At 37.8% G+C, this 15,973-nt stretch carries 18 protein-coding genes, 1 tRNA gene and 1 riboswitch; of the genes, 18 read left to right on the forward strand and 1 reads right to left on the reverse strand.

The features are described 5' to 3' along the window. Positions 1-127: 127 nt before the first annotated feature. The 7 genes from ACIQ38_RS07155 (at position 128) to ACIQ38_RS07185 (ending at position 7,344) form a co-directional block, all read left to right on the forward strand. Entirely contained in the window at positions 128-709 is a 582-nt protein-coding gene (locus ACIQ38_RS07155) for a fatty acid metabolism transcriptional regulator FadR (RefSeq protein WP_402820168.1), read from the forward strand. Positions 710-729: 20 nt separating this feature from the next. Then, positions 730-1,503, forward strand: a complete 774-nt coding sequence (locus ACIQ38_RS07160) for an enoyl-CoA hydratase (RefSeq protein WP_402820171.1) — start codon at positions 730-732, stop codon at positions 1,501-1,503. A 26-nt stretch (positions 1,504-1,529) separates the two neighbouring features. After that, positions 1,530-2,303, forward strand: a complete 774-nt coding sequence (locus ACIQ38_RS07165; RefSeq protein ID WP_402820174.1) for an electron transfer flavoprotein subunit beta/FixA family protein — start codon at positions 1,530-1,532, stop codon at positions 2,301-2,303. A gap of 33 nt (positions 2,304-2,336) precedes the next feature. Continuing rightward, complete coding sequence (locus ACIQ38_RS07170; RefSeq protein WP_402820177.1) at positions 2,337-3,314, forward strand: electron transfer flavoprotein subunit alpha/FixB family protein; 978 nt, start codon at positions 2,337-2,339, stop codon at positions 3,312-3,314. A gap of 339 nt (positions 3,315-3,653) precedes the next feature. Next, positions 3,654-3,968, forward strand: a complete 315-nt coding sequence (trxA, locus tag ACIQ38_RS07175) for a thioredoxin (protein ID WP_142538709.1) — start codon at positions 3,654-3,656, stop codon at positions 3,966-3,968. A gap of 50 nt (positions 3,969-4,018) precedes the next feature. Next, positions 4,019-5,794 (forward strand): excinuclease ABC subunit UvrC, encoded by a 1,776-nt coding sequence (gene uvrC, locus ACIQ38_RS07180; protein ID WP_402820181.1) that lies wholly within the window; start codon positions 4,019-4,021, stop codon positions 5,792-5,794. A 57-nt stretch (positions 5,795-5,851) separates the two neighbouring features. After that, positions 5,852-6,031: riboswitch (Lysine riboswitch) on the forward strand. 92 nt (positions 6,032-6,123) lie between these two features. Then, positions 6,124-7,344 (forward strand): aspartate kinase, encoded by a 1,221-nt coding sequence (locus ACIQ38_RS07185; RefSeq protein WP_402820184.1) that lies wholly within the window; start codon positions 6,124-6,126, stop codon positions 7,342-7,344. Positions 7,345-7,797: 453 nt separating this feature from the next. Here ACIQ38_RS07185 and ACIQ38_RS07190 read toward each other — a convergent pair whose 3' ends face one another. Further along, positions 7,798-8,211 carry a YslB family protein gene (locus ACIQ38_RS07190; protein WP_402820187.1) on the reverse strand — a complete coding sequence of 138 codons (414 nt, stop codon included), beginning with the start codon at positions 8,209-8,211 and terminating at the stop codon, positions 7,798-7,800. Between the two features lie 289 nt (positions 8,212-8,500). On the opposite strand from ACIQ38_RS07190, the gene ACIQ38_RS07195 reads away from it, so the two are divergent. From ACIQ38_RS07195 to ACIQ38_RS07245, 11 genes are all read left to right on the forward strand, one after another. Then, positions 8,501-9,112: a succinate dehydrogenase cytochrome b558 subunit gene (locus tag ACIQ38_RS07195; protein WP_402820190.1), complete on the forward strand. Its 612-nt coding sequence runs from the start codon at positions 8,501-8,503 to the stop codon at positions 9,110-9,112. 48 nt (positions 9,113-9,160) lie between these two features. Next, positions 9,161-10,918 (forward strand): succinate dehydrogenase flavoprotein subunit, encoded by a 1,758-nt coding sequence (gene sdhA, locus ACIQ38_RS07200; RefSeq protein ID WP_402820193.1) that lies wholly within the window; start codon positions 9,161-9,163, stop codon positions 10,916-10,918. A gap of 2 nt (positions 10,919-10,920) precedes the next feature. After that, complete coding sequence (gene sdhB, locus ACIQ38_RS07205) at positions 10,921-11,697, forward strand: succinate dehydrogenase iron-sulfur subunit (RefSeq protein ID WP_402820196.1); 777 nt, start codon at positions 10,921-10,923, stop codon at positions 11,695-11,697. Between the two features lie 102 nt (positions 11,698-11,799). After that, on the forward strand, positions 11,800-12,252 hold the full coding sequence (locus ACIQ38_RS07210; protein ID WP_402820199.1) for an acyl-CoA thioesterase: 453 nt from the start codon (positions 11,800-11,802) through the stop codon (positions 12,250-12,252). Positions 12,253-12,313: 61 nt separating this feature from the next. Continuing rightward, positions 12,314-12,538: a helix-turn-helix domain-containing protein gene (locus ACIQ38_RS07215; RefSeq protein ID WP_093266715.1), complete on the forward strand. Its 225-nt coding sequence runs from the start codon at positions 12,314-12,316 to the stop codon at positions 12,536-12,538. Between the two features lie 77 nt (positions 12,539-12,615). Beyond that, positions 12,616-13,074, forward strand: coding sequence for a MarR family winged helix-turn-helix transcriptional regulator (locus ACIQ38_RS07220; protein ID WP_402820203.1), 459 nt, complete (start codon positions 12,616-12,618; stop codon positions 13,072-13,074). A gap of 9 nt (positions 13,075-13,083) precedes the next feature. Further along, positions 13,084-13,881, forward strand: a complete 798-nt coding sequence (gene racE / locus ACIQ38_RS07225; protein ID WP_402820206.1) for a glutamate racemase — start codon at positions 13,084-13,086, stop codon at positions 13,879-13,881. A 68-nt stretch (positions 13,882-13,949) separates the two neighbouring features. After that, positions 13,950-14,711: a ribonuclease PH gene (gene rph, locus ACIQ38_RS07230; protein WP_402820209.1), complete on the forward strand. Its 762-nt coding sequence runs from the start codon at positions 13,950-13,952 to the stop codon at positions 14,709-14,711. Beyond that, positions 14,708-15,310, forward strand: a complete 603-nt coding sequence (locus tag ACIQ38_RS07235; RefSeq protein WP_402820212.1) for an XTP/dITP diphosphatase — start codon at positions 14,708-14,710, stop codon at positions 15,308-15,310. Before rph ends, ACIQ38_RS07235 begins: the two co-directional genes overlap by 4 nt. Before the next feature lie 8 nt (positions 15,311-15,318). After that, positions 15,319-15,819, forward strand: coding sequence for a metallophosphoesterase family protein (locus ACIQ38_RS07240; protein ID WP_402820215.1), 501 nt, complete (start codon positions 15,319-15,321; stop codon positions 15,817-15,819). A 77-nt stretch (positions 15,820-15,896) separates the two neighbouring features. After that, a tRNA-Arg gene (locus ACIQ38_RS07245) sits at positions 15,897-15,970 on the forward strand. The last annotated feature ends 3 nt before the right edge of the window (positions 15,971-15,973 follow it).

The following is a 15,973-nucleotide window of genomic DNA, read 5'->3' on the forward strand; positions in this document are numbered from 1 at the left end:
CTATAGTATAATTGAATTGTATATTGACAGTACTGAAAATTAAATATAATATAAAAATATGAATGAGTAATCATTCATATTTTTTTACTTTGTTAAGCTGGTAATTGATCATTTGGTGGTGAATTCATTGAAAAAGGAAAAACCGAAATATAAGCAAATTATAGATGCTGCCATTATAGTTATTGCAGAAAATGGATACCATCAATCACAAGTTTCTAAAATTGCAAAACAAGCTGGTGTTGCAGATGGGACAATCTATTTATATTTTAAAAATAAAGAAGACATATTAATCTCGGTATTTGAAGAAAAAATGGAAGTGTTCGCAGAAAATTTAAAACAAATAATAGAAATTGATACGAGCGCTTCGGAGAAACTATACAAGATGATAGAAAATCATTTTAGTGTACTTGCAAGTGATTATCATTTAGCAACTGTTACCCAGTTAGAGTTGAGACAATCGAATTTGGCCCTACGTTTACGTATTAATGCCGTTTTAAAAAATTATTTAGTTTTACTAGATTCTATATTAAACGAAGGAATTAAGAATGGGGAATTTGAACAAAATATAGATATTCGCTTAGCAAGACAAATGATTTTTGGTACAATAGATGAGACGACAACAACTTGGGTTATGAATGAATACAAATATAATTTGATAGATTTGACCCCAAAAGTACATCGTCTGTTACTAAATGCTATAAAAGAATAACAAAGGGGAGAGTTGCGTAAATGGGATTCTTGTCATGGGAAGTTGAAGATGGTGTAGCTACTGTTACACTAAATCGGCCGCCAGCAAATGCACTTGCAAGAGGGGTAATTTTAGAAGTTAATGATCTTCTAGATGCAGTTGAAAATGATGACGCAGTTCGTGTTCTGTTACTTAAAGGAGAAGGTAGATTCTTTTCTGCTGGTGCAGACATTAAAGAATTTACTTCCGTTTCTTCAGGTGAAGAATTTTCTGAATTAGCAGAAAGCGGACAGGTGATTTTCGAGAGATTGGAAAGATTTTCGAAGCCTGTTATCGCAGCAATTCATGGAGCTGCACTAGGCGGGGGGCTAGAGTTAGCGATGAGTTGTCATATCCGACTTGTATCGGAAAATGCTAAACTTGGACTTCCGGAGTTACAATTAGGGTTAATACCTGGATTTGCTGGAACACAACGACTTCCGCGCTATGTAGGATTTGCAAAAGCAGCAGAATTGCTGTTAACAAGTGAACCGATCAGTGGGACAGAAGCAGCAAAAATTGGTTTAGCCAATCATGCATATCCAGAAGAAGAGCTATTTAGTCGTGCACAAGAACTTGCAGCTAAAATTGCAAAGAAAAGTCCCATCGCTGTAAAAGCAGCGTTAGAGATGCTCCAATATATTAAACCAGCCTCTTACTATGAGGGCGTTCGAGCAGAAGCAAATGTTTTTGGAAGCGTTTTTGTCTCAGACGATGCAAAAGAAGGTATTTCTGCATTTTTAGAAAAAAGAGAACCTGTATTTAAAGGTAAATAATAATTATGCTAGGGGAGGATTTCTAAATGAACATTTATGTTTTAGTGAAACGCACATTCGATACAGAAGAAAAAATCGTAGTAAGTGGCGGTAAAATCCAAGAAGATGGAGCAGAATTCATCATCAATCCTTATGATGAATATGCGATTGAAGAAGCAATTCAAGTTCGCGACGCACATGGCGGAGAAGTAACGGTCCTTACGATGGGCGGGGAAGATGCGGAAAAACAACTGCGAACAGCACTTGCTATGGGCGCTGATAAAGCGGTTCTTATTAATATAGAAGATGATCTAGAAGAGCTGGATCAGTTCACAGCTGCTCATATTATCTCGGAATACTTAAAAGATAAAAACGCTGATTTAATATTAGCTGGTAACGTGGCAATTGATGGTGGATCTGGACAAGTTGGACCACGTGTTGCGGAAGCTTTAGGTATTAATTATGTTACAACTATTACAAATCTGGAGATTGATGGAACAACCGTAACGATCAAGCGTGACGTAGAAGGAGATACAGAAATCCTAGAGACATCTTTACCTCTTTTAGTTACAGCACAACAAGGACTTAACGAACCTCGTTACCCATCATTACCAGGAATTATGAAAGCAAAGAAAAAACCACTAGATGAAGTAGAACTAGATGATTTAGATATAGATGAAGATGATGTAGAAGCGAAAACAGAAACATTAGAAATTTATTTACCTCCTAAAAAGGAAGCTGGAAAAGTATTAGAAGGCGAGCTAGCTGACCAAGTAAAAGAGTTAGTTCAATTACTTCATTCGGAAGCAAAAGTCGTTTAATCGAATATTAACTTAAACTAGGGGGAAAAGAATATGTCTAAAAAAGTATTAGTACTTGCGGAGGCGCGTGAAGGTGCTCTACGTAATGTTTCTTATGAAGCAATCGCTGCAGGAAAACAAATTTCCAATGGTGGAGAAGTGGTTAGCGTTCTATTAGGAGATTCAGTGAAAGACCTAGCAGTTGAACTTGGAAAATATGGTGCGGATCGTGTTATTACGGTAGAACATCCACATTTAAAACAATATACATCAGATGGCTATGGACAAGCATTGCTTGCTGTAATCGACCAAGAGGATCCGGAAGCAATCGTATTCGGACATACTGCTTTAGGGAAAGATATCTCTCCAAAAATCGCAAGCAAATTACAAGTCGGGCTAGTATCCGATGTAACTACAATTGAAGGAGAAGGCGATGCTGCAGTTTATATCCGTCCAATTTACTCTGGTAAAGCATTTGAAAAAGTGAAAGTAAAAGATGGTATCGAATTCATTACAATTCGTCCAAACAACATTGCACCACTTGCAAAAGATGACAGCAAATCAGCAGATGTATCTTCGTTATCAGTTGATATTACAAACCTTCGTACAATCATTAAAGAAGTCGTTCGTAAATCTTCCGAAGGTGTAGACTTATCCGAAGCAAAAGTAGTTATCGCTGGTGGACGTGGAGTGAAGAGTGAAGAAGGTTTTGCGCCATTGAAAGAGCTTGCGGACGTACTAGGCGGAGCGGTTGGAGCTTCCCGCGGAGCATGTGACGCCGACTACTGTGATTACTCTCTACAAATCGGACAAACTGGTAAGGTGGTAACACCAGACCTTTATATCGCAGCAGGAATTTCCGGAGCGATTCAACATTTAGCTGGTATGTCAAACTCGAAAATTATTGTAGCGATCAACAAAGATCCAGAAGCAAACATTTTCAAAGTGGCTGACTACGGTATTGTTGGCGATTTATTCGAAGTAATCCCGTTACTTACGGAAGAATTCAAACAATTGAAAGTAAATGCTTAAAAGGTGACTCGGCTCTTTTTTGGAGCCGAGTTTTTACTTGTATAGATCTAGCTCCAGCGCCTTGCCCCTCGGGGTCAAATGTGAAAAAGCTGCTCCTGCGCAAGCTCGTCGCAAACAAAGGCGTTTGTGGTGGCTGAGGAGCTGCCTCCTCGCTTTTCCCCATTTGCCTGTCGGAGGCCCGCACGATGCGGGTCATACAGTTGTTGCGACACGATGTCGCGAACTTAGACTGTATTCATCTTAAATAGGCGCTTGCGCTTTTCGTGTAAGCTAATATGTAGATGTAGCAATATGAGTCTGCTATAATCTAGTTATATGTAATTAAAGGAGGAATTTTTAATGGCAATAGTTCATGGAACAGATCAGACTTTCTCACAAGAGATTGAGAAAGGTTTAGTATTAGTAGATTTTTGGGCAACATGGTGTGGACCTTGTAAAATGATTGCTCCTGTACTTGAAGAAATGGACGCTGAAATGAGCGATAAAGTAAAAATAGTTAAAGTAGATGTAGATGAAAACCAAGCAACTGCTAGTCAATTTGGTATTATGTCAATTCCAACACTAGTATTGTTCAAGGATGGTCAACCAGTAGACAAAGCTGTTGGTTTCCAACCAAAAGAAGCGCTAGTTCAATTTGTAGAAAAAAACGCATAATCTAAAGCCGGGTCCGATAAGGTGCCCGGTTTTTTTAAACGGGTGATAAAATGAACGATTTAATACAACAAAAATGTGCCATATTACCAGATGATCCTGGATGTTATTTGATGAAAGATCGCCAAGGGACCATCATTTATGTCGGCAAAGCGAAAATATTAAAAAATCGTGTGCGTTCCTATTTTACCGGATCACATGATGGAAAAACACAAAGATTAGTACAAGAAATAGTTGATTTTGAATATATCGTCACATCGTCTGAGTTAGAAGCGCTTATTCTTGAGCTCCATCTCATTAAAAAGCATGATCCCAAGTACAATATTATGCTTAAGGACGATAAAACGTACCCATACATTAAAATTACAGCGGAAAAGAATCCGAAGTTAATTATTACAAGACAAGTGAAAAAAGACAAAGGAAAATATTTTGGTCCTTATCCAAATGCACATGCAGCGAATGAAACCAAAAAACTATTAGATCGAATATACCCATTGAGAAAGTGTGCGAAATTACCCGACCGCGTCTGTTTATACTATCATTTAGGGCAATGTCTAGCTCCATGTGTAAAGGAAATAGAGGATTCCACTTATAAAAAGATGACGGATGAAATTACAAGCTTTTTAAATGGTGGCTATACGCATGTAAAAAAAGAATTAACTGAAAAGATGAATGATGCTGCAGAAAACTTAGAATTTGAACGTGCAAAAGAATATAGAGACCAAATTTCCAATATTGAGATGGTCATGGAAAAACAAAAGATTACGATAAACGATTTTACGAGTCGGGATATATTTGGTTATTCCGTTGATAAAGGCTGGATGTGTGTCCAAGTATTTTTTATCCGGCAAGGAAAGCTGATTGAAAGAGATGTTTCCCTTTTTCCTTTATATCGTGACCCAGAAGAAGAGTTTTTAACATTTTTAGGTCAGTTTTACGCTAAACCAGAACATATTAAACCTAAAGAGGTATATGTCCCTAATAATACTGACGTACATTTAGCTTCGAAATTATTAGATATGAAAGTAATCATTCCGCAAAAAGGATTGAAAAAAAACTTAGTAAAGCTTGCAGAGAAAAATGCTGTACTTGCTTTAAGTGAGAAGTTTCATTTGATCGAACGACAAGAAGAGCGGACGATAGGTGCAGTAGAGGAACTAGGTAATTTAATGGGGATTGCAACGCCTAATCGAATGGAGGCTTTTGACAATTCTCATATACATGGTACCGATGCTGTATCAGCAATGGTGGTATTTGTGGATGGAAAAGCATATAAAAAGGATTACCGAAAATATAAAACAAAAACCGCTGCAAAACATGATGATTATGGAGCAATGCGAGAAGTAATTCGCAGAAGATACACACGTGTATTAAAAGAAAATTTACCTTTACCCGATTTAATCATTATTGATGGAGGAAAAGGTCAAATAGAAGCGGCTCGTGAAATTTTGGAAGATGAATTAGGATTGGAAATACCGATTGCTGGTCTTGCAAAAGATGGGAAGCATCAAACTTCTCAACTTTTATATGGTAATCCAATCGAAATTATCCCAATGAAGCGGACGAGTGAAGCGTTTTACTTATTGCAACGTATTCAAGATGAAGTGCACCGATTTGCCATTACATTCCATCGACAACAAAGAGGGAAACATACGATTGCTTCTTCTTTAGATGGAATTGAAGGAATTGGTCCAAAACGGAAAAAGTTATTATTAAAACATTTTGGATCGATTAAGAAAATGCAAACCTCGACTAAGGAAGAATTTATGGAAGCTGGGCTTTCTAGTAAACTAGCCGACATGATGGTAGAACATTTTCAGAAAAAGTGATTGTCTTCTGAATATTCTTGTGGTATGGTTGATACAATTTAATATTCACTATAATTAAGTGAAGATAGAGGTGCAAACTGACAAGAGTACTTAGCGGGAAGATGAAAGGATCTGTTGATCGCTAAACGAAAGGGTCATTTGCCGAAACGTAGAATAGCTTTTCCTATTCTAGGTTGGTTCTGCATTGAATAAATGTAGAATTGTCAGAATTCAGTATTCTGGAGGGCTATCTCACATGGACATTATTTGACCGTGTATGAGACAATGCTTTTCACAATATGTGAAAAGCATTTTTTTATCCTGACAGATAAATAAGGGAGAGAATATGCATGAGTAAAATTGTGATGAAGTTCGGTGGTACTTCTGTAGCGACTACAGAAAAAATTGCTAATGTAGCAAACAGAATTAGGAGAGAGAGAGAAAAAGGACATGATATCGTTGTTGTTGTGTCAGCAATGGGTAAGTCCACAGATGAGTTAGTCAATTTAGCAAATGAAATAACAGACATTCCCTCCAAACGAGAAATGGACATGCTGTTATCTACTGGAGAACAAGTGACTATGTCATTACTTGCGATTCAGCTTAATGTATTAGGATTAGAAGCCGTTTCTCTTACCGGTTGGCAAGCAGGTTTAGTGACGAATAATGTACATAAAAACGCAAGAGTAGAGAAAATGGATGGTTCTAAAATAAATAATTTATTAAATGAAAATAAAATTGTTATTGTTGCAGGCTTTCAAGGAGTTTCAGAGGACAATGAAATTACAACCCTCGGAAGAGGTGGATCAGATACCACCGCAGTCGCAATTGCAGTAGCAATTGAAGCAGAAATTTGTGATATTTATACGGATGTCGAGGGAGTATTTACATCTGATCCAAGATATATTAAGAATGCCCGAAAACTAGAGCAACTGGAATATGACGAAATGCTTGAGCTCGCCAATCTAGGTGCTGGAGTTCTTCACCCGAGAGCGGTAGAATTTGCCAAGAATTATCGAATCCCACTTAGAGTTAGATCAAGCTATGGAGAAGAAGAGGGAACTATTTTAAAGGAGGAAGTAGATGTGGAAAATAATTTAGTAGTGCGTGGGGTAGCGTTTGAATCAGATATTGTGCGTCTAACGATTGAGTATGATGTGCCGTTTAATGGATCATTAGCGTCTATTTTTACGACTTTAGCAGAAAATCATATTAATGTTGATATTATTGTACAATCGATTGTAGATGGCGTAAGACCTGCCGTGTCGTTCTCTATTAAAAAAGAATCGTTAGCAGAAGCTATTACGGTATTAGAGACCCATAAAAAAGTACTCGGTTTTACATTTGCAGACTTTGAGGTAGGCTTAGCGAAAGTTTCTATCGTTGGTTCTGGTATGGTTTCCAATCCAGGAGTTGCAGCGCAAATGTTCGATCGTCTACGCCAAGAGAATATTCCGGTAAAAATGGTAAGTACATCTGAAATAAAAGTTTCGGTTGTTATCCCGCAAGCGGATATGATTCCAGCTGCCAATGCACTGCACGATGAGTTTGACTTGGCTATCAAGCAATAATGAAGAGCTAACTATATAGAAGGGACGTGACACAACTACGTCCCTTGTTTGCGTTGCCCGGCAAAATAACGGCTGAACAATGCTGACGAATTATAAATGCGCAACGTTCCAGTCGTTACTCGCAACAATGAAGTGCATATGCGCAACATTCCACTTCAAACGCGCAACCTTTACAAAAAAGGGTCATAGTATCGTCTGTCTCACTCCAAGTAAACTTGCTGTTATAAAATTTGGTTGCTTTCCTCGTCAATTTAGTTGCTCTCGCGCTTAGTTGATTGCTTTCAGACTAGAATTAGTTGCTTTCAATAGTTGTTTGATTGCTCTTAGCCATTCATTGGAATTTTATACAATGGCACGAGACTCTCTGCAGGAGCGTCAGCGATGGAGTGGCTCCTTTTCTACATGATAAAAAATAAGAAAAAGCATTGACTGGCTATAATAGCCAGTCAATGCTTAGTTGGTAATTCTTACATCCCATTTTACCTGTAGTGAAACAAATCCATTTTTATCTGGCTCTTCATCATAACATTCTGTTAAATAACCGCCGATTTTCTGTTGTTGCTCCGCTAAAAAGCCTGCTTCTAATCGGTGGCTTCTCAATTTTCCGCTTTTCGGTAAATTGTGCGTATGTAAAGTGTAAAACGCCGAATCTTTCGTTGTTTTATTTAATTCAAGTGTTCCCCAACCCGCTTCTTGGAAGAAAGTAATGGCTTCATCCATTGAATAAAGTGGAAACTTGCGAGCGAGGTCTTTTCCAGCCCAATATAAAATATCTTTTTCATGTTTTCCGAGAATAGAAGCAAGCACGTGGTCTCTTAGTAATTCATATCCAAAGGAAGTTACATGTGAATGTTCCTTATCATTCAAGTAGCAACCCTTCTTTCAAAAAGTAAATATCATTTGTCTTTGTCTATTTTATCATAAATAATTTCTTGTTGGTAATGGAATAGTTTGTGAAAAAATAATCGAATCATTATTTAAATATGCATCTATATGATTATTGAAAAGTCTAAAGATGCCTTGACGCTCTAAAATGATGAGAGTACAATGGATATGTCATAAATTCGTAACATGATGATGTGAACAAGGTATGAAAACTATTCTTTTAAAATAATTTTTATACCTAACAAATGTAAATTTGAGGGGGGTAACTGTTTTGTCGAAAGATCGAGAATTTTATTGGCGCCGCTTACATTCTTTGTTAGGAATAATTCCAGTTGGATTATTTGTGGCGCAGCATTTAGTAGTAAATCATTTTGCTACTAGAGGGGAAGAAGCTTTTAATAAAGCATCTGGTTTTATGGGAAGTCTTCCATTTGTTGTTTTATTGGAGATTTTCATCATTTATTTACCTTTAATGTTCCATGCTTTTTACGGAATCTATATTGCATTTACCGCAAAGAATAATCCGAAAAACTTTGGTACGCTACGTAACTATCTATTTATTTTACAAAGATTTACTGGGATTTTCCTTGTTGTTTTCATCGCATGGCATGTATTTGAGACAAGATTTCAAGCTGCAATCGGTGCGAAAGAAGTTAATTTTAACATGATGGCGGAGATTTTATCAAATCCTTGGATGTTAGGTTTTTACATCGTTGGAGTTATTTCAGCAACATTCCACTTAGCTAATGGTATTTGGTCATTCTTAGTTAGCTGGGGAATTACACAATCTCCACAATCACAACGAGTTGCTACATATGTAACATTAGTAATCTTCTTAGCGTTATCTGTAGTTGGTGTACAAGCTCTATTAGCATTCGTATAAGAACTTCCTACACATTCAACTACCATAAAATCGAGGAGTGAGAATAGCATGGCAAAAAGTAAACTTATTGTTGTCGGCGGTGGATTAGCTGGATTGATGGCAACAATGAAAGCAGCCGAAGATGGCACGCACGTAGATCTATTTTCATTAGTCCCTGTAAAACGCTCACACTCTGTTTGTGCTCAAGGCGGTATTAACGGGGCTGTAAATACAAAAGGGGAAGGCGACTCACCGGCAGTGCACTTAGATGATACTGTTTATGGTGGAGACTTCTTAGCAAACCAAGGACCAGTAAAAGCGATGACTGATGCTGCGCCTGGAATTATTAGCTTATTTGACCGTATGGGTGTTATGTTCAACCGTACACCAGAAGGATTATTAGATTTCCGCCGTTTTGGTGGTACATTAATGCACCGCACAGCTTTTGCTGGTGCTACGACTGGTCAACAACTTCTATATGCTTTGGACGAGCAAGTACGTCGTTTTGAAGTAGATGGACTTGTGACAAAATTCGAAGGATGGGAATTCCTTGGAATCATAAAAGATAGTGAAGGAGTTTGTCGTGGTATTAAAGCACAAAACCTTCAAACTATGGAAATTCGAGCGTTCCGCGGTGATGCTGTAATTATGGCAACTGGTGGTCCTGGAATAATTTTTGGAAAAACTACTAACTCTATTATAAATACTGGTTCTGCAGCTTCAATCGTTTATCAACAAGGTGCATACTATGCAAACGGAGAATTTATCCAAATTCACCCAACTGCAATCCCTGGTGACGATAAACTACGCTTAATGTCAGAGTCTGCACGTGGTGAAGGTGGACGTATTTGGACATATAAAGACGGAAAACCTTGGTACTTCCTAGAAGAAAAATATCCTGCATACGGTAACCTAGTTCCACGTGACATTGCAACGCGTGAAATTTTCGATGTATGTGTTAACCAAAAACTTGGTATTAATGGCGAAAACATGGTGTATCTAGACCTTTCTCATAAAGATGCACATGAACTAGATGTAAAACTTGGTGGTATCATTGAAATTTATGAGAAATTCACTGGTGATGATCCTCGTAAAGTACCTATGAAAATCTTCCCAGCAGTACATTACTCAATGGGTGGACTTTGGGTCGATGAAGATCAAATGACGAATATTCCTGGATTATTTGCTGCAGGAGAATGTGATTACTCTCAACATGGAGCGAACCGTTTAGGAGCAAACTCATTACTTTCTGCTGTATTCGGCGGAAGTGTTGCCGGACCAAATGCAGTGAATTATATGAGTAAGCTTAAAACACATGCAATCGATATGGACGATGCTATTTTCGATGCTGAAGTAAAACTTGAGCAAGAGAAATGGGACAAGACGCTCGCGATGAAAGGCACGGAAAATGCTTATTTAATTCATAAAGAATTAGGTGAGTGGATGACTGACAACGTTACAGTTGTTCGTTATAATGATAAACTAGAAGCAACAGACAAAAAAATCCAAGAGCTATTAGAACGATATGAAAATATCAACATGGATGATACTCAACAATGGTCTAACCAAGGTGCATCATTTACTCGCCAATTGAAAAATATGCTTCTGTTAGCTCGAGTTATCACGCTAGGAGCACTTCAACGTAACGAAAGCCGTGGAGCGCATTACAAACCGGAATTCCCAGAGCGTAATGATGAAGAGTTCATGAAAACAACAATGGCAAAATTTGATCCAGCAACTGGAGCTCCAGTTCTTCATTACGAAGAAATCGATGTTTCGCTTATTACACCTCGTAAACGTGATTATTCTACGAAAGGAGAAAATTAATCATGGTAACAGCAACTGAAACAAAAAAAGTTCAAATAGAAATTTTTCGTCAAGATACCCCAGAATCTACTCCATATTGGGAAAAATTCGAAGTGAATTATCGTCCTAATATGAACGTTATTTCTGCGCTAATGGAAATTCGTAGTAATCCTGTTAATGCTGATGGGAAAGCAACTACGCCAGTAGCATGGGATATGAGCTGTTTAGAGGAAGTATGTGGAGCTTGTTCGATGGTTATCAATGGTAAACCACGTCAATCTTGTTCTGCATTAATCGATCAATTAACACAACCGATTCAATTAGCGCCAATGAAAACATTCCCTGTTGTTCGTGACCTTCAAGTAGACAGAACGCGTATGTTTGACTCTTTGAAAAAAGTAAAAGCATGGGTTCCAATCGATGGATCATACGATCTTGGAGAAGGACCACGTATGCCAGAACGTAAACGTCAATGGGCTTATGAATTATCTAAATGTATGACTTGTGGTGTTTGTTTGGAAGCATGTCCAAACGTTAATAGCGGTGCTTCTTTCATGGGACCGGCTCCACTTTCACAAGTACGTTTATTTAATGCTCATCCAACTGGTTCGATGAACAAAGATGAACGTTTAAACGCAATTATGGGAGACGGAGGCCTTGCGAACTGTGGTAACGCTCAAAACTGTGTTGTTGCATGTCCAAAAGGTATTCCTTTAACAACTTCTATTGCTGCGTTGAACCGTGATACAACAGTTCAAATGTTCAAAAACTTCTTCGGAAGCGACCATATGGTTGACTAATATATTGTGAAAAGTCTGCGTAGAATATAATGTTCTATGCAGACTTTTTGTTTCTCTGTTACAATAAATGAATAAATATTCATTTACTGGGGGATGATTTGGATGCGAGCTAGTTACATAGAAGATATTGCGAGTTGGGAACAAGAATTTTCTTTTTTTACAGAAGTAAGTGTGCGTTTTTCAGAGACAGATATGTATGGACATCTGAATAACACAGTAACGTTTGCTTATTTTGAATATGCACGTATCGAGTACTTTAAACATATAAGCTTTATGAACGAATGGTTAAATCCTAAAGGTGAAAAAATTCCAGTTGTTGCGGATTTACAATGTGATTATGTCAAACAAGTATTTTTTGACGAAAAGCTTAGGGTTTATGTAAAAGCTGCAACAATTGGTTCTTCGTCCGTTGATATACATTACATGGCAAAAAATGAAAAAGGCGAAATTCTCTTTACTGGCAGGGGTACCGTCGTGCAAATCGACAAAAAAACGGGGAAAGCTTCAAAATGGAACGAAAAAGAACGAGAAGTTTTTAAAAACAGTGCTAACTAGCCGTCACCTACTATCCCGATGCTACATACGTTAGTAGGAGAGTGGATAGGGGGCTAAGGCATTGTACGATAACAATCAGCATCGATCAATATTGACGAACAGAGAACGTCAAATTTTTCAGTTACTAGTAGAAGATAATTCTACAAAAGAAATTTCAATTCAGTTATCAATAAGTGAAAAAACGGTAAGAAATCACATTTCTAATACGATACAAAAATTAGGAGTATCCGGCCGATCACAAGCAATTGTGGAACTATTAAGACTAGGTGAACTATCGTTGAACTAACATGAATCCTTGCCATTTTCCTCAGAACACGTCACAATAATAAATAAGAAGAATTGTTTTGAGGAGTGAAGGTTCATATGGCAGATGAAATAACAAATATGGAACATAATCATGAAGATGTTGCTTTTTTAGAAAAAGAGCTTCGACATATATCAGGTATTATTAAACAAAGAGGCCGTCAAATATTAAATGCCTATACAATAACACCACCGCAGTTTGTGGCTCTACAGTGGCTTTTAGAACTTGGAGATATGACAATCGGTGATCTTTCCAATAAAATGTATTTAGCTTTTAGTACAACGACTGATTTAATCGATCGTATGGAAAGAAGTGAACTAGTTCAACGGGTTAGAGATGAACAAGACCGTCGTGTTGTGCGTATACATTTACTAGCAGAAGGCGAACGTATTATTGAAGAGGTTATTGATAAGAGACAGCAATATTTAAAGGAAATCCTCGGACAATTTGACGAAAATGAAGTAGCAAATTTATCGATTTTATTAGAAAAATTACATCAAGAGATGAAAAAGAACTGAGGAATTAACGTGAAAGCCCCAATTGGTGTTATAGACTCCGGAGTAGGTGGATTGACAGTCGCAAAAGAAATAATGCGACATTTACCTAATGAAGAAATAATTTATATAGGAGATACAGCAAGATGTCCGTATGGACCAAGATCAAGTGAAGAAGTACGAAAATTTACATGGCAACTCGCTACAACACTTGCTAAAATGAACATAAAAATGCTTGTCATCGCTTGTAATACAGCGACGGCAGTAGCGTTGAACTCATTAAGTAAAAAAATGCCTTTCCCTGTAATTGGTGTTATATTTCCAGGAGCAAGGGCTGCGATTAAAGCAACAAAGAAAAATGAAATCGTAGTGCTAGGTACAAGCGGTACGATAAAAAGTGGAGCGTATGAAAAGGCGATTGCAGCCTTAAATACATCCAGTAAAGTGATTCCCCTTGCTTGCCCGACGTTCGTTCCACTTGTTGAAAGTAATGAGTATGAAGGCGAGTTTGCAAGGAATATGGTAATGGAAACTTTATTACCTTTAAAAAACGAACAATTTGATACAGTAATTCTCGGGTGCACACATTATCCATTATTACAAAAGCATATTGAAGAAGCAGTTGGACACAATGTAAAAGTACTTTCCTCTGCCGAAGAGACGGCTCAAGATGTAATGGAATATTTAAATTATCATCATATGCATCACCCGATACAAGAGAAAAAAACACCTGTTTTTTATACGACTGGATCAGTGCCGATTTTTAAAACAATTGTGGAAAAGTGGTTAGAGTTACCGAATGCGGATGTAAGAACAATTTCATTCAAATGACCCTGTTAGCTTGAAGCGCCTTCAATAACGGGGTCTTCTTTTGCGTGAATAGACTAAAGGAGAAATATATGATTAGAACTGACGGAAGAAAAGTAAATGAACTAAGAAATATACAAATAGAAACAGATTATTTAATTCACCCAGAAGGGTCTGTGTTAATAACGGTTGGACAAACAAAAGTCATTTGTAATGCGACAATTGAAGACCGCGTGCCGCCCTTTTTAAGAGGACAAGGGAAAGGTTGGATTACTGCTGAGTATTCTATGCTGCCACGCGCAACTGAATCACGTAATCAGAGAGAATCATCTAAAGGAAAAGTGACCGGTCGTACGATGGAAATCCAACGGTTAATTGGACGAGCGCTTCGTTCGGTAGTCGATTTAGAAGTAATAGGAGAAAAAACGATTTGGATAGATTGTGATGTTATTCAAGCGGATGGTGGTACACGAACTGCAAGTATTACAGGTGCATTTGTGGCACTAACAATTGCGCTAGGAAAATTATACGAACAAAAACAGTTGGCTTATTTTCCGGTACGTGAATTTTTAGCCGCAACAAGTGTTGGAGTACTTGAAAACGTTGGTGGCGTACTAGATTTAAATTATGAAGAAGACTCTGCTGCTTCCGTTGATATGAATATCGTCCAAACGGGCAGTGGTGAATATGTGGAACTGCAAGGTACTGGAGAAGAAGCAACATTTTCTCGGAAACAATTAATGGAGATGTTGGATTTAGGAGAAATCGGTATTAAACAATTAATGGACATCCAACATGCGGCTCTAGGTGAATTAGCAACTAAAATTGGTGAGGGAGGTTCTGAAACGGTATGAAAAAAATAATTATTGCAACGAAAAATAAAGGTAAAGCAAAAGATTTTGAAGCACTATTTGGCCCACTTGGATACGAAGTACTAACACTCCATGATGTAGCGGAGGATATGGATGTAGAAGAAACAGGAACAACATTTGAGGAAAACGCATTGTTAAAAGCAACCGCACTCGCTAACCATTTGCAAACAATGGTCATTGCAGATGACAGTGGTCTTGAGATTGATGCACTAGACGGTCGCCCAGGCATTTATTCTGCGAGATATGCAGGGGAAGAGAAGAGTGACGAGGCAAACATCGATAAAGTGCTAGAAGAGCTTAAAGACATCAAAGAATCAGAAAGAACAGCAAGATTTGTTTGTGCGATTGCTGTAGCTTCTCCAAATAGCGAACCATTTACAGTGAGAGGCACTTGTGAAGGTACAATAGCGAAAGAAAGAAAAGGCACAAATGGATTTGGATATGATCCAATCTTCTTTGTCCCAGCAGAAAATAAAATGATGGCTGAACTAACAGCAGAAGAAAAAGGAGCGATTTCCCATCGCGGCAATGCACTCCAATTACTTGCTGTAAATTTAGATGATTTAGTTGGGAAAGCGTAGAGATATCGATGAAGATATTGGTGATGAGTGATACGCATCGAGATACGGAGACAATGGAACGTGTGATTGATCATTGGACGGATGTGGATGCAGTAATTCATTGTGGAGATAGCGAATTACCTACTTCGTATTTCGAACATAAATCAGTTCATATTGTGCAAGGAAATTGTGATATGGATGGAGCTTTTCCAGAGGAAGTAATTTTACAAATAGAAAATGAAACGATATTAATCGTACATGGGCATAGGCACCAAGTGAAAACAACGCTTATGCCACTCAAATATCGTGCAGATGAAGTGCAGGCTTCCGTCGTTTGTTTTGGTCATTCGCATTTACTCGGTGCGGAATTACAGAATGACATTTTGTATATTAATCCGGGTAGTTTACATAAGCCACGTGGACGTAAAGATAAAAGCTATGCTATTATCGAAAAAGTGGAGCATGCTTGGGATATTTTATATTTTTCTTCTGAGCATGAAATAATAGAAAAAATTAATATAAAAATTTAATGAATTGTATTGACTTAACTTAAATAAAGTTATATACTAAATCTTGTCTTTCCTATCTGTGTGGTGGGGGAGTACTTGTCTCAGTAGCTCAGCTGGATAGAGCAACGCCCTTCTAAGGCGTCGGTCGGGAGTTCGAATCTCTCCTGGGACGTCT

This window comes from Psychrobacillus sp. NPDC096389 (assembly GCF_044762855.1).
Lineage (GTDB): Bacteria > Bacillota > Bacilli > Bacillales_A > Planococcaceae > Psychrobacillus.

Excerpts from the sequence above, each read along its gene's own strand:
- ACIQ38_RS07160 (WP_402820171.1), top strand. The coding sequence starts at position 730 with ATGGGATTCTTGTCATGGGAAGTTGAAGATGGTGTAGCTACTGTTACA.
- ACIQ38_RS07165 (WP_402820174.1), top strand. The coding sequence starts at position 1,530 with ATGAACATTTATGTTTTAGTGAAACGCACATTCGATACAGAAGAAAAA.
- ACIQ38_RS07170 (WP_402820177.1), top strand. The coding sequence starts at position 2,337 with ATGTCTAAAAAAGTATTAGTACTTGCGGAGGCGCGTGAAGGTGCTCTA.
- trxA (WP_142538709.1), top strand. The coding sequence starts at position 3,654 with ATGGCAATAGTTCATGGAACAGATCAGACTTTCTCACAAGAGATTGAG.
- uvrC (WP_402820181.1), top strand. The coding sequence starts at position 4,019 with ATGAACGATTTAATACAACAAAAATGTGCCATATTACCAGATGATCCT.
- ACIQ38_RS07185 (WP_402820184.1), top strand. The coding sequence starts at position 6,124 with ATGAGTAAAATTGTGATGAAGTTCGGTGGTACTTCTGTAGCGACTACA.
- sdhA (WP_402820193.1), top strand. The coding sequence starts at position 9,161 with ATGGCAAAAAGTAAACTTATTGTTGTCGGCGGTGGATTAGCTGGATTG.
- sdhB (WP_402820196.1), top strand. The coding sequence starts at position 10,921 with ATGGTAACAGCAACTGAAACAAAAAAAGTTCAAATAGAAATTTTTCGT.
- ACIQ38_RS07210 (WP_402820199.1), top strand. The coding sequence starts at position 11,800 with ATGCGAGCTAGTTACATAGAAGATATTGCGAGTTGGGAACAAGAATTT.
- ACIQ38_RS07220 (WP_402820203.1), top strand. The coding sequence starts at position 12,616 with ATGGCAGATGAAATAACAAATATGGAACATAATCATGAAGATGTTGCT.
- rph (WP_402820209.1), top strand. The coding sequence starts at position 13,950 with ATGATTAGAACTGACGGAAGAAAAGTAAATGAACTAAGAAATATACAA.
- ACIQ38_RS07235 (WP_402820212.1), top strand. The coding sequence starts at position 14,708 with ATGAAAAAAATAATTATTGCAACGAAAAATAAAGGTAAAGCAAAAGAT.
- ACIQ38_RS07240 (WP_402820215.1), top strand. The coding sequence starts at position 15,319 with ATGAAGATATTGGTGATGAGTGATACGCATCGAGATACGGAGACAATG.